This window comes from Bacteroides sp. 4_1_36 (assembly GCF_003466325.1).
In the GTDB taxonomy this organism is placed as follows: domain Bacteria; phylum Bacteroidota; class Bacteroidia; order Bacteroidales; family Bacteroidaceae; genus Bacteroides; species Bacteroides uniformis.
The window spans coordinates 454488-468070 of sequence record NZ_QSOX01000001.1 but is presented as its reverse complement, the minus strand read 5'-3'; the positions used below and the strand labels follow the sequence as shown (position 1 = coordinate 468070).

Here is a 13583-nt window from a genome sequence, read left to right as displayed (position 1 = left end):
CGGATTCCTGAAAAGCGGACGCCCTGACGGCTCCATATGGAACACCGTTTGGGAACGGAAGCCGGGCCATCACTCCGTTCCCCGCAAAAAATTTTCAACCTTACTCCCCCGGGGATGCCCGTAACGTCGGAAATACTCTTCGTCTGACATGATACCGCGGTCGTTATGGCCGGGAATGTACCGGCCGCCATCCGCTTCAAGCCCCATAACCGGGATGGCATTAAGCTGCTTGCCCACATTGATTCCGAACTCCTTCTCGATTTCGTCAGCCGCAACCTCGTATTTTTCTGTAATGAGCGAATAGAGCCTGATACGGTCCTCGTTATTCATCTCTATCCGGTTTGAATACCTGAATTCCAGTCCTGCAGGAATATATCCGATGGCTACCAGCCGGGGGATTATCTCCTCATTCATGACATTCTCGATATATCTGCGGTAAACCTCGATACGGTCACGGAAAATATCCTGATGCGCCTTTGTAGAACCCACATACGACTGCATCCCTCCGGCCATGGACTCGGAACCGAGCACAAGGTTGGCAACCTCCTTGTTGACAAAGTCAATCAGTCCGGTATATATCTTTTCCGAATTGGACATGGTGAAGGTCTTGATGTCCACCTCATCCTCGATGCCGGTGACCACGACCTTGTTCTGCGCCGCATTGGCTATTTCACCGGCCAGCCGTTTGCGGTCGGCATTGCTCTCACTGACCGTCTTTCCATGAATGATCGGTTGTCCGTAGGTGTGGGAGAAGTTAACATAATTGGCCACCGTGAACTTTTTGGCGAGTATCAATGGCGTTGTGGCAGAAAAAAGCCCAAGGTCACCCGAGGTTACCAGCACATAACAACGGCGGTAGGCCGGATTGCGCAAATCCCAATGCGGCTCCCATAGACCCTGCCTTTTCAGTACAACTCTCTGGTCCGGCAATACATTGCGCCGTTCGATGATGTTGACTTCCGCCAACCTGCCTGTTCCGGAATCAACATACGGCATGATTTCGAGTAAAGTATACCCGTAAAGCTTGGCTTCCACGATACCCTTGATTATCTTGTCAAATTGCGAGCCCTGTATCTTTTGCGAGTTCACCACGTCTTTGGTATATTTCCCTTTCCCGTTCACATGCGCAAGCATATAACGGTCGCCGAGTATCTGGCTCTCCAAAGTTTCAACCACCGACCGTATATGCGCATCCTGCTGCAGGCAGGCCTCGTACAGGTCAATGAGCCTGGCACGGTCATCAAGGATGTATCCTGAACTTATATCCTGGCGGCATGAACGGTAGCGGTTGTTGCGTTCGATTTCGCGGACATACTCCTGAATGGTTTTCTTGGAAGTCCTGAATATGCTCTCCAAAAGCTCCCCGTTGAATGAATTGTCCGATGTCACCATATTTTTTTTGCTTTTTTACCTAAAGAGTAGAGAGCAGGCGGGAGAGAAGTTTTGTACAAAAAAAAGTATATGAAAAACAGGCTTCTTAATGCTTGATTTGCAAAACGAAATAATACAACCAAATATATAGATATTTCGATTTGAATTTTCTGTAAATCGCTTATTATCAACGATAATCAATTAAATAAAAACGAAAAATCAGTCTTGTTTTTTGTGATATTTCACCGTAAAAAGATATATATTTGCACAATGTTAAATACAAATTTGAAAACAATGGAAAAAAGAACATGAAAGAAGAAAAGATTCCCTGCCGGACAGTCCGGTACAGGGAATTCCCCGATTTGCTTTTTGGAACGTCACAGGAGGACGGACCGGTCTATTTCGACGCAACACATTTTATCCGGGCCCGAGGAGACGCACACCGGCACAACGTCCGTGACTTCCGCGCCTCTTTCCATCATTGGATAACAGCGCTGACGGATGTTTACGGAATAGACAAGGAAAACATGGTTATCCGTGACGAGGCGTCGGGACATCTGTTAATTGATGAATGTCTGGCTCTATTATTTGTCGTTTACATCGATCCTGCATTCGGTGCCTACCTTCTGGAGCGCATGTCCGAATTGCTGTCCGGTGGATTTACCGTTTCAGACACTTGGCTGGTACAGACTGCCGGCCTTAGATTTACAAAGGAGGAATTAACGCAAATATTAGGACAACATGAGACGTAGTACATTTAAACGGCCAAAAATGGTGCTCATTTTCAACGGGGCACAGGTTCTTGTCGCCATTACGCGCTCGCTACATAGTGCGGCGGAACTGACAAAAGGCAACTTGCAGGCCATTTCATTTTGTTGCACGGGCAAGTACGTATGCAGCGGCGGGCTCTATTTCAGACATCTGCATCCGGATGTCGAGATCGAACTGTCCGACCTTGGCACGCTGATGCTGAAGGATTATGATGCCCTTTGCGGTGAGAAACGTACATACTATCCGGTGCGCAAAATGGCCCACAAGCGGGCCTTGCTTGAGAATAAACATAAATCTGACAACAAAAAGAAAGGAGGAAATGATTATGAGAGAGAATAGGAACATTCCGTTTCGGGACTGGAACATACGGGTTTCCCGAAACCACAGCGGCCATCTGCACATCTGTGCCATGGACGTATGTAACATACTTAAACGGAGCGAGCTGCTTGAAGACGGGGCCATCGCCCGTATCTGCCCGACGGCATTGAGGATCAGTTTCCGGAAGAACGGACGGGAGCAGTGGAGTTTCCGGCCCATCGATATGCGCAGGCTTTTGCGGACGGTGCGCAAGGAGACTATTATACCCCGCGACATGCTTGACGAGCTGGAGGCATGGGGCAACCAGCTTCTGGAACTGGAGTCTGATGATCTGCACTCCGCGGTCCAGAATGACACAATCCTTCATTTCATGGAAGGGTTTCCTGTCACATTCCGGCGCATCGGTGACAAGCTGATGGTCAACGCCACACAGATCACGATGCATTTCGGGAAGATTCCATCCGAGTGGCTCCGCATTGCCTCTACAGATATGCTCCGCAGGGAGATGGCGGGTAACGGACGTACCGGAAAGTATGAGTCGCAAATCTTCACCACGCGTGGACGTGGACATGGGGCGACCTGGCTGGAATCCCCCCTTATCATACCGTTGGTCCGGTGGGTCACACCGGAAGACCTGTCCCTGGCGGAATGGTGTGGTGAAGCTATCGAAAAGCTGTCCATGAAACGCCCGACGACCGCCATTCGTGAACATCCGAAGCCGGCGCCCCCCAATATGCCTTGCCTGGATTGTCCCATGCCGCAAGATATGGAGGCGGCAAAGGAACTGATCCGGGAACTACGGAAAGTGGTGCGCGACTCCATGCCCAAAATTGTCTTCTACGAGGAGTTCATCGAGAACAGGGACTGGTTCAAGAGCACACGTATCGCCGACGAGCTCGGTATCTCCCCGCGACAGCTGCATCAGTTTCTTGCCGAGGAAGGAATCTGCAAGTACGAAAAACGGCAGTGGGTGGTCTTCCCCTCCTGCCGGGCATGGCAATGTGATGTCCCCTACACATGGGAAAACAGCCGGGGAAAGGTATATACCTTCGGTTCGACAAAACGTTGGACGCAGGCCGGCCGTGAATGTATCATAGAGTTATGGCGGAAAAAGAATCCGGAATACCATTTACCGGGCGCATAACGATGGAGACAGCATTACAGCGGATAATCCGCAAGACAGGAAGGCGTCCGGTGGAATGCCGCTGTCCGCTATGCAGGCGGCAATGCCACACCCCGTGCCTTGGTACGCCGGAAGATATCCTGCGGCTACTGAAAGCCGGATATAAGGAGAGGCTGGCACCCACCGGATGGGCTGTGGGATTGTTGCATGGAAAAGTTCCGGGCATTGTACCAATGGTACAGGCCAGGCAGGAAGCCGGAAGATGTACATTTTTCCGGGACGGCTTATGCGGGCTGCACTCCATCGGACTCAAACCTACGGAAGGAAGACTGTCATATCACACCATCACAAAGGAGAACCTGAAATTCAGCAAATCGCTCTCCTGGAACGTGGCCAGGGAGTGGCTGGACGAACGGAATGCCGGTACGATACGGGAGATCTGCCGGCTGATGGAGAAATAGTCGGGAGACGGCTCCGTGAATGAGGCTAAAATATAACCCGTTAATTCCTCCGTGCCGATTTCATGGCCGTCTCTTATTAATTCATATCAATTGAAAACAATTTGCACCAGTCATGGCTATCCTTACCATGAAACCAAATAAAAGCAATGATATGGAATTAAAAAGCAGAATGACCGTCGAGGAGATGGCGGCACACCTGACGGAACATACCGGCAAGTTCGCCAACCGGGTTTCCGTGGGACGTTATGCCAGGAAACTGGGTTACTCCGTGTATAAACCGATGCGAAATGGCAAAATATGCCACTTCTATGTCAATCCCGCAATAAGGGATGATGAAGCGGGAAATTCACAAACGGACGTTTCCGGGAAATAGCGCGCCATGAAAGAAAATAATGAAAAAAAAGCGGCCGTGATACCGTTTCTGAAATGCTTCAGCGGACTGGTGGGAGCATTTCCACCGGAAGAGGTCATATTCATGATGTACATGGCGGACCGCACACGTCTGCGGGAGAAGGGATATGACACTTTGCGTAGCAAACGGTATCATATGGAGAGCATGGAGATCGGTTCGCGCCTTTTTGATAAATGCGTGAAGAAGGCAACATGCATGGGGCTGCTTAAACGGGTGCCGCTTGGCGGAATGTATGATTATCTCTGGGACATGCATGCTTATGACAGGCTCGTGAGAATACTGGCGGAACTGAAAACATCCTTTTGTGTCAAGGCATTCTGCCGGCAGGTGTTTGATGTGGAAAAAAGAACAGTGATGTCCGTCTCCGACAAGGAGGTTTACCACTGGAAGGAGAACGGGCAAAAGCACGGAACATGTCCGCCCTGAAAAGAGGCACATGGAAGAATAACAGACGGTATCATTGCATGCCGTCTGTTTTTTTATATCCGTAGCCATATGCGACAAACAACAGATGTCTAAATTGAAACAAAATATGGCGCCAGGGGGAGAAGCCCCGGACGCCCCGTTTTTTTTACCTTGAAGATGATACAAATGTACCGGATAACTGAGACGAGGGGTGTTACAAATGTAGCAACAATACTATAAGTAGTATCATACAAGAAGAAGATGGTAGATGTACTTTTTTCTTTGGAGCAAAGAAAAAAGATACCAAAAAAGAAACAGATAGATAGCAGACGGCATCGCCGTCTGTTTTTGTTTTTATAAGGGAAAGAGCAAAAAAAAGAAAGGCCACTTCCCCTTCAGATTCCTAAAAGAGAGAACGATAGAATAATATTCTCCCCCTATTGTCGTGTTATCGCCTGACATCCTTGCCCCGGTTCAGCTTGACGATGGAGCGCACACAGTCACACACCAGTTCGGCATCCTTATGCTCCCTGAAATAGTTTCCGCATTCCAGGCGCTTTCTGTCTGACGGCCGGCTGCTGTCCCTGCATTCACAGATTTCCAGGACATCATTCAGGTAATAGTATTTTCCTCCACGATTGATATGTATTTCCAGCGGTTCAAGGCGTTTCAGCCGTCCGTTCCATACAATCCCTTCCCGGTGCAGCGCATCGGCAAACCGGCTGCGGGCACTGGTTCCTATCGGGGTAATCTGCCAATTCTCCGCAACGCCGATTTCCTCATGCAGTGAATGACGCAGGGTGCCGTCCTCCTCCATCAGGCAATACAACACAAGATTCCCTTTCCTGTCAATCTCCTTGAACGCCCCCAATATGACATGCTCGTCCAAAAGGCTCACTTTCACCTGCTGCCCGTCTTTGGGTATGTACATCGATTCCGACAATGCGCCTTTGCGCCTGTCCCATACCAGATGCCGTTTGTTCAACAGACGCTGTAACGCAATCTTCTGTTCCGTATCCGCCTCCCGGCAATCTTTCAAGGGCATTACGACATCGTCCGTAAGAAGTTGTTTGTCCGCAGTCACCCTGACCGGGACTGAAATACACTCGCCGGAAACATCACCCACAAGTCCCGTCTCCAATGTTGCCTCATTGAACACGGCCAGCCCCTTGCTTATGGAGAGTTCGCCCGGAATATTCCTGATATCCTTTCTACGATATGGTTTCATTATTCATCCTTTTCTTCGCTTCCTTCCTGTAACATTCAAAAGCCATGTTTCATACACAAGAGAAACATTATGGCAAATATACACATTATTCAGCAAAAAGACAGGCGTTTAAACACCAATTCTCAGGATTCTTATACAAAATCACAAAAAACATACAAAAAAGTCAAGAATCATACACATGCATTTCCATATATATTCTATATGGTTAATAAATAGACTATTACAGCGTAATCCCTACCGATGAAAATTCCATTTGAACATGCTGTTTTACAGAATCCAACAAGCCGTTTCTTACCGGTACAATCAAGAATATATACCAAGAGCCGGATACTTTGGCACTATATATTTATGCCCACATTTCCGATGTTCCCCAAAACCGGCCTTACCCGCAAGAAACGAAAATCTTCTGAAAGTCTGTATATCCATGAAAACCGGAAGTATGTGTATCTGTGGCTTGGGAATGTCTTATAAATGCCGGAATAACAGTTATGATTGTATTTAAAACCGCTGTAAGTCCATGTCCCCGTTATTATATATTTTTTGACGTCCGCTTACAATTTTATGGCAGGACCCCATATTGGATCGTTTTAAAAAACGGGATTTGGAAAAATGCCCCGAGGATAGAAATCGAATCCGCACCTTGGAGTACACCCACCCGGTTCTTTTTAAAATTGTTACTATATTAATTTACAATAAGTTACTTGTTTTACTTTTATATAAAGTAAACATAAAACAGACTTTGTTATTATTATTAGTTACAAAATGAAAGCAATATATATTTTTTCATTCTGTTTTTATCTAATTTGGATATTTATTCAGACCTATACCATTGATAATTAAATATATAGTAAAACTTTCATTTTAATATACATATAGAAACGGGCTTTTTTCGTTTTTTGCAATGAAAAATTTTTTTTTCGCAAAAGCTATTATTTTATATATTGTTGATATTCAATGAATTAATAATTCTCTTCGCGCGTATGCGTACCATATTCGCAAAAGGGGTGTTTTTGAAACAATCTAAAAAAAATTCTCAAAAAGTTTTGCAGTTCTGAAAAACAGTTTTATAATAGTCATGTACTCGAAAGCCAAACAAACGGCAAACAAGTACGGAGAAAAAAAGAAAAAAAATAGATAACTAAAAAACAGATTTAAAAAACAGAAAAACAAAGACCGCCAAGAGCGAGAAACAAAAAGCCCTTTTTGTGGGAAACCTATTTTTGAGGCTTGGAAAATCAAAAATTCGCTTGTTCGCTTTGGAGCGATTAAATAGGGTGTTAAATAACCACACCGAGCAGGACTACAAACCAATGTAGCAAGTTGGAACGGCTAAAAACGTGTTTTTAGACCGCATACACAAAGCACGCAAATTTGGGAGTGCAAGTTGTATGAAAAAGGACGTGTAAGAATAATGCCATAATTGCGCCCAGTGCGCTCGGAATAAAATGCACGATAGCGGTAAAAACTATCCGTATAGGGGACGCCGGTAAATGTATATGCCAATGCTATGCGCAATACCCGGCTCGGCAAAACGCCTAAATGCCTCACCTTAAAGTTATCTGCCGGATTGGAAAAGATCCGGGACGTGCCAAAGAAACGTCTTGTCGAAATTGGAGTAAGCGAGCGTTTGCCATGATGCGAAGTTACAGGTATTTGTCATTTAACATTGCAAATATAGTATTTTTTTGCGAGCAAACTATAGGGCACGTTAAGAAAGTTGCGGAAATGAATTAAAACCCGCGCATGTAGGGTGAAATACATGGGCGGGTTATGGGCACGTGGCAATGGCTGCCACATTTCGCAGCAATGTGAGATTTCCGGTTCGATTCCGGAAGTGCTCGCAATACGCACTTTTGCGTAGTAACTAATACTTTATCATTATGGCAACAAGCAGATTAAATTCAGAACAGTTTGTAAATTTGGTGAACGGGTTGAAAGGCGTGATCCTTGTGTACAAAAGTACAGACCGTGACGGCAATGAAAAAGAAACCGCCCAACAGTTCTTCGGTGCGGATTATGAACCGAAAGACAAGACGCAGGATGAAATTTTCCGTGTGTGGAAAAATGTGGTGATGACTTTCTGGGCTGTCAAAGCCGAAGAAATCAAATTGCGTGAGGCGAACGACGGCATCCGCTCGAAACTCCGTGCCACAACTCCGTGTGCCGTCATCTTCCGCACCCAAAAGGGTGAAACGGTGAAACGCTTCGACTTGGAAGAGTCCGTATGGGCAAAAATCGGTCTTGTACCGACCAAAAAGGACTTTGAACGTACGGCACGTGACTACAAGAAAGCTATCCACGCCGCCGCAAAAGCGTCCTTTGATGCGCTTGGTTTCCGTGTGGCGCTGCCAAGAGAAGCGGAACAACCGGTACCACAACCTGCCGAAATCCCGGCAGCAGTGACCGTAGAAACGACTGCCGGAACCGTGGCGGAACAGGCGGGCGCCAAAAGCAAGGGCAAAGGCAGAAACAAAGCAACCGAACAACCGGCTGCCGGACAGTCCCAAGAACAGCCTGCTGAAGTAACCGCTGAAACAACCGCCGGAGCTGTTTCCGAACAGGCGGCAGGACAACAACCTGCCACTGATATGAAAACTGCCGCCTGATTCATTGGAATTTCCGGTGAATTGCAGGTAACATGCCCGCATTGTATGGCAGTGTGCCGACTTTGCGGGCTTTTTCCGTCCAACTGTCTACATATCACTGTATGCCAATGGTATATCCTGCAACAAAGTGGTTTGTGAGAGTAAAGATGTTGCTATTTGCCGTATCACCGCCATTGTTATACAGCGTGGCACATCCGGGCAAACACTTGCGGTCAAAATGCCGCCATCAGCATAACTCCCGTTTTACAGGGAGATGCCGGATTAAATTCACGGGTGCTTCAGGTCTTGGCTGAAAACGGGTTCGATTCCCGTACACCCACACTTCCAATTTAACTTCCACAATTTACTTCTTTGCGTCGTGAGATGCCGTTCCCACCCCCGACATAACACGGTTGACGTAGTGCAGCAGGGCTGCCTTCAAATCACCCTTCACTGGGTGAGCTACGTCCCGCTGTTATCCCCAGTTTGGAACGTGAGGTAAAAGGAAACACCGAAAAACAGATAACTTATAATATATTTCAACATGGTAGAGATATTTTCCACAGACCGTACCATGAGTCTGGGCTGCTTTGTAAATTTCAAGGCTGCCAAAGGTACACTCAGCGGGCTTGCCGATGCCGGGATACTCAGCGAAAAACCGGCTGTCATGGTGTGCAGCTACAAGAATGACGAACCGCAACAGGAATATGTCGCAACTTATTCCGGCGGGAAATGGCATACGCCACGGATACCCAAAGTTCCCCATGCCGTCGAAAACAGGACAAAAAGACGCCACAGGAAACGTTTGCGCAAAGAATACCCGACTCCGGAACACTGCTTCCGTGAAGGGTTTCCTGACTGGATGAACAGGTCATACCCGGTGCCATATGCCGACAATCTCAGAAGTTGCAACCGGAAATGCCGGATACATGCGGTATAATGCAATAATCAAAACAAGACATAATCACATGAGAACATTAGCAGATGTAAAAAGAAAAATGGAACTCGGTTCCAACTGGCACTGCGTCAGGCTGTCCGGAGGCAACGAGGATATGGGCGTACGTGAGGTCGGCAAAGTACAGGGCAATGCCGTGGCTTTCCTCAGCGGTGGGAAACTCTCGTGGCTCTGGTGGCCAAAAGCAAAGGACGTGCAGGTACAAGGCAACTCGTTTACCATATTCCGAAACGGGAAGCCGGCACTTCGGTACACCCTTGTGGAACAGGCGCCACAGACAGTCAGTACAAAATAATATGAATTAATAACAACCATGGGGGCGGAATGCCCCTATGCTTTTACAAACAGGAGAAAAAAAAGAATGGCAAAAATAACGGAAAAACAAATAGGAGAACCATGGGAACAAACAACTTGTCCACCCACCGGCGTGGTGTGATCCTGCGCGGTATCTGCGGCGGAGCCGCATTGAAAGACAAGTCACCGCAGATTTCAGAAGACAATACCGTCATAACCTGTGGTGCGGAACTCAGTATCTGGGATATCTGTGCCATATCGAGCGATGCCGAAGCCTTCGGGCTGCAGGTCAAGTTCGGTTATGACGGACATACGAGAATCACTTTTACCCCTAAAGAACAACCGGAATGAAATCATATTACTACATGGACTGCCTGCACCGTGAAATCTTCCTTGAAGAGGAGGATATTCAGGCCGTGCCGGAATCAGGCAGGGCGGACGAAGCCTGTTCCGCCATTGCCGGGAAGCCGTATGTCGTGGAGCAGTTCATGGCGGACTCTTTCCGGACCCTCAAAGACGCGGCCAGCCATCTGTGCGATTCCCCCGATGTTAAAAGCCGCCACGACGCTCTGATGTATATCGTGTGGACGGCGGCACTGGACATAAGGGAACGGCGGACCCTGCGCCATGGCGAAGCCGCCGTCAAGGTAACCCGTGAAGACGGTTTCGTGTGGCTGCTTGTACCGGCGGAAAATGCCCGGAAGCTATGGGAGGCGGATGTCTTTGCCCTGTACAGGCTTTATGCCGATGATTCGGAATCCCTGATCGAAAGCGAGGCGGATTTGGAATCGACCATCGAGGGCGGATACCAGATAGGTATCGAGGTGGGGTTCGCCTCCGTAATGGGCCATGCTGCCCGGATAAAGCAACAATAAAAATCGGAAACAATCAAATAATCAAGAAGAAAGGTATGGAAACAACATTGTTGACAAAGGAAAATGCCCACCGTGTGACCATGGTGCGGCGTGTGGATGCCCCGGAAAGCGAGTCGGTGGCGTTTCTTTTCAGGGGAAAGAGATACGGGTATTGCAGCTATTCCCACCTTGTCGGGAATCCGGGCGGGGAAGAAATCCTCGCCCCGGCGAATTTCAAGGACTGGGAGGTTGTGGAAGTGGCGCATCCGGGTTATCTGGAAGAATACTTCCGCCGGGCGTGCGACTCCTATAACCTCACCTCGTTCTCACCCGAAGAGCGGGGCGAAACGGACATCGCCTCGCACGAAAAGGAACTGCACGAGGATTTGCAGTCTATGCCCGAACAGCAGCGGGAACGTTACATGGAAAACTACAAACGCTATTTCTCGGCAATGATTGCCGCCAACAGCCGCTGTGCCAGCGCGATGATCACGGGACCTGCGAGATTCAACACCGCCCGTAACGAAAAGGCCTGCAACAGCCACAACAAGAGCGTTACGGCATTCAGAGAGTGGCGCGAACGTGCCCTCGAAGCGATACGCAAGGCCCTCGAAGCCGCCAAGCCCGAAGAACAGCGTGCCGAAGAGGAATGGCAGAGGGTCAAGGCTGATATCGACGACACGGCCGCCACCATCCGTGGCATTGATACGGGCACATCACGCGGTTATAGCCGCTCCCTTTTCGTCAGCAATCTTGCCGGACGGCTCTCCACATATGCCAACCATGGCAATGTCGAAATAATCGACCGTGCCGTCGCCCGCCTCCGCGAGTGGAACGGCAAGGGCGGGAAACCCGTCGTCACGGAGCGTCATTCCATCTTCAAATACCCCGAGATCGCCCGCAAGGTGCGGGAGAAACAGCAGGAACAGGCCGGTCGTGAGAACCGTGAAATACTGTTTGACGGCGGCAGACTGGTATGGAATTACGAGGAGAACCGACTGCAGATACTTTTCGACGGGAAACCGGACGAGCAGACCCGGACACTGTTGAAAAAGACCGCATTCAAATGGGCGCCGAGCCACCAGGCATGGCAGCGGCAACTGACACTGGCGGCAGAATCCGCCGCACGGCACGTATTGCGTATCGACTTCTAACATACCGGCATCATGAAATACATCATAGATTCACGTTATTTCGACGGGACATGCCTCACGTCGATGTCCGATGACATGCACAGCGACTACGGCGGCGAGACGCTGGAAGCACTGCGCGAAAGGGAGAAGAACCCGTACCTGGTCGCTGTATCACCGGTACGCATGACACTGCTTGTGAAGCGTTATACCCGGGCACTTTGCAAGCCCTTCCATGAAATTACGGAGGAACGTTATTACGAACTGCTGGAATGCCTGCCTCCGGCCCGCATGCAGAGCGACTGGTTCTTTGTCGGGGAACCGTATTACCGAAACCTGTACGCGCTCTGTTTCGAGTCGGACGGCAGGTATTTCCGGGCGGAACGTCCCATACGTCTTTCCAATGCGGAAATCTACCGCCAGATTCGGGAACACATGGAGAAAGTAAACCTGCATCCCGCCATCGTCAAGAAGGCTTCCTTTGTCAAATATGTCAATTGGTACAAAAAGACGGTCACCTACATACCGTACTATTTCGAGTATGGAGGTAAAATATATTTCCTGAAGAACCTCGCCACTCGGACGGGATCCGAATTTGGCGACCGCCGGGAACGGAACGAGATGGCGGCATTGCTGAGGAACCTGCGCGGAAACCGCTACGAATACTGCACTTTCTACTCCCAAAAGAAGGACATCTTCGAGTTTTTTGACTGGCTACGGAAGAACAAATACACGCTGGAAATCCAGGGCGACTTGTTCGACTTTGCGGATGACCGCTCCCACGTGGACTTTCACGGCAATGTATGCGAGTATTCGGCTGTGTTCCATTACCGCATCTATTCACGCGAGCTTTTTGGCCATATCATTAACCAGCTACGCACCGTGAAACGGTATCACGCGTGGCATAAAAGGAGGGAAATACGATGAAAATCTCAAATGAACCTACCCCATACCTCCTGCTCAAGGCAGGAACTGACAGTGCATGGGATTGCTGCGACTTTGCAATCGTGTACCTGTCAAAAGAGTGGAGACAGACACAGTCCGGCAGGCTGGAAGCCGTCAAGCCATTCAAGGATGACATCAGTTTCCAGTCTTTGAACTTTTATGACATATCGGTTGGTTTTTACCAGCCGGACGAGGACGGGATACTGGGCAGCGAGGACTTGCCGGAAGACAATAACTGGTGCTTCGTGGAACTGACCGAAACGGAACTGGAAAGGTTGGTTCCGCCGGACAATGTGCTGGTCAGCCATATCTTGGCGGTATTTGCAAACGGGGAAGCCAGATACCGGGCGTACGGCAAACATACCGACGAGCGATTCTATACTGAAAAATTCCCTTTGCAACAGATTTTGGATATACTGGCGAGTCATGAATCTTAAAATTTCAAAGCAACTATGACAGAAATCATCAAAACGGACGGAACACGCCAACCCGTGCAGCCAGCCAATGGCTCAGACTTCACGCTGGAGGAGATGCAGGCGATTGTCGGCGGCTACATCGAACTGGTGGAACTGGACGGGAGCACGACAATGGTCGTCAACGAGGAAGGCAAACTTATCCCTCTGTCCCTCAATCTTGAAGCGAGCAGGATATTCCGTGCTCATCACCCGGCGTCGAAAGACTTCATCGTTGGGGACGTACTTGTGTGCAATAACAATCAAATCAGATAAAAT

17 protein-coding genes are annotated in these 13583 nt (G+C 48.8%); 15 read left to right on the top strand and 2 right to left on the bottom strand.

Annotated features, from left to right (window positions below):
• Positions 1-69 precede the first annotated feature (69 nt).
• A complete protein-coding gene (locus DXD65_RS02260; protein ID WP_101602770.1) occupies positions 70-1392 on the bottom strand; it encodes a DUF935 family protein in 1323 nt (440 codons plus the stop codon).
• Between the two features lie 287 nt (positions 1393-1679).
• Here DXD65_RS02260 and DXD65_RS02255 point away from each other — a divergent pair, with 287 nt between their 5' ends.
• The 6 genes from DXD65_RS02255 to DXD65_RS02230 all read left to right on the top strand — a co-directional run bounded on the left by DXD65_RS02255 (position 1680) and on the right by DXD65_RS02230 (position 4882).
• Positions 1680-2123: a hypothetical protein gene (locus DXD65_RS02255; protein WP_178285200.1), complete on the top strand. Its 444-nt coding sequence runs from the start codon at positions 1680-1682 to the stop codon at positions 2121-2123.
• 19 nt (positions 2124-2142) lie between these two features.
• A complete protein-coding gene (locus DXD65_RS02250) occupies positions 2143-2481 on the top strand; it encodes a hypothetical protein (protein ID WP_032534423.1) in 339 nt (112 codons plus the stop codon).
• Entirely contained in the window at positions 2468-3604 is a 1137-nt protein-coding gene (locus DXD65_RS02245; protein WP_101604279.1) for a phage antirepressor KilAC domain-containing protein, read from the top strand. Before DXD65_RS02250 ends, DXD65_RS02245 begins: the two co-directional genes overlap by 14 nt.
• 2 nt (positions 3605-3606) lie before the next feature.
• Positions 3607-4044, top strand: a complete 438-nt coding sequence (locus DXD65_RS02240) for a hypothetical protein (protein ID WP_101602771.1) — start codon at positions 3607-3609, stop codon at positions 4042-4044.
• A gap of 151 nt (positions 4045-4195) precedes the next feature.
• On the top strand, positions 4196-4417 hold the full coding sequence (locus tag DXD65_RS02235; protein ID WP_101604280.1) for a hypothetical protein: 222 nt from the start codon (positions 4196-4198) through the stop codon (positions 4415-4417).
• Positions 4418-4423: 6 nt separating this feature from the next.
• Positions 4424-4882: a hypothetical protein gene (locus tag DXD65_RS02230; RefSeq protein WP_101602772.1), complete on the top strand. Its 459-nt coding sequence runs from the start codon at positions 4424-4426 to the stop codon at positions 4880-4882.
• Between the two features lie 427 nt (positions 4883-5309).
• Here the strand turns inward: DXD65_RS02230 and DXD65_RS02225 are convergent, their stop codons facing one another.
• Positions 5310-6089 (bottom strand): hypothetical protein, encoded by a 780-nt coding sequence (locus DXD65_RS02225; protein ID WP_101602773.1) that lies wholly within the window; start codon positions 6087-6089, stop codon positions 5310-5312.
• A 1880-nt stretch (positions 6090-7969) separates the two neighbouring features.
• On the opposite strand from DXD65_RS02225, the gene DXD65_RS02210 reads away from it, so the two are divergent.
• From DXD65_RS02210 to DXD65_RS02170, 9 genes are all read left to right on the top strand, one after another.
• Positions 7970-8695, top strand: a complete 726-nt coding sequence (locus DXD65_RS02210) for a molecular chaperone DnaJ (RefSeq protein ID WP_101602775.1) — start codon at positions 7970-7972, stop codon at positions 8693-8695.
• 523 nt (positions 8696-9218) lie between these two features.
• Positions 9219-9614, top strand: coding sequence for a hypothetical protein (locus DXD65_RS02205; RefSeq protein ID WP_101602776.1), 396 nt, complete (start codon positions 9219-9221; stop codon positions 9612-9614).
• A 28-nt stretch (positions 9615-9642) separates the two neighbouring features.
• On the top strand, positions 9643-9924 hold the full coding sequence (locus tag DXD65_RS02200) for a hypothetical protein (protein ID WP_032534365.1): 282 nt from the start codon (positions 9643-9645) through the stop codon (positions 9922-9924).
• Between the two features lie 101 nt (positions 9925-10025).
• The gene (locus tag DXD65_RS02195) at positions 10026-10274 is read left to right on the top strand and encodes a hypothetical protein (protein WP_032534429.1); all 249 of its coding nucleotides are present in this window, start codon (positions 10026-10028) and stop codon (positions 10272-10274) included.
• A complete protein-coding gene (locus DXD65_RS02190) occupies positions 10271-10798 on the top strand; it encodes a hypothetical protein (RefSeq protein WP_101602777.1) in 528 nt (175 codons plus the stop codon). The genes DXD65_RS02195 and DXD65_RS02190 overlap by 4 nt, the downstream gene beginning before the upstream one ends.
• Before the next feature lie 35 nt (positions 10799-10833).
• Positions 10834-11931, top strand: a complete 1098-nt coding sequence (locus tag DXD65_RS02185) for a hypothetical protein (RefSeq protein ID WP_117887320.1) — start codon at positions 10834-10836, stop codon at positions 11929-11931.
• Between the two features lie 12 nt (positions 11932-11943).
• Positions 11944-12834 carry a hypothetical protein gene (locus tag DXD65_RS02180; RefSeq protein WP_032577791.1) on the top strand — a complete coding sequence of 297 codons (891 nt, stop codon included), beginning with the start codon at positions 11944-11946 and terminating at the stop codon, positions 12832-12834.
• A complete protein-coding gene (locus DXD65_RS02175) occupies positions 12831-13289 on the top strand; it encodes a hypothetical protein (protein ID WP_008143016.1) in 459 nt (152 codons plus the stop codon). Before DXD65_RS02180 ends, DXD65_RS02175 begins: the two co-directional genes overlap by 4 nt.
• Positions 13290-13304: 15 nt before the next feature.
• Positions 13305-13580 carry a DUF3846 domain-containing protein gene (locus DXD65_RS02170; protein WP_008143017.1) on the top strand — a complete coding sequence of 92 codons (276 nt, stop codon included), beginning with the start codon at positions 13305-13307 and terminating at the stop codon, positions 13578-13580.
• Positions 13581-13583: the final 3 nt, after the last annotated feature.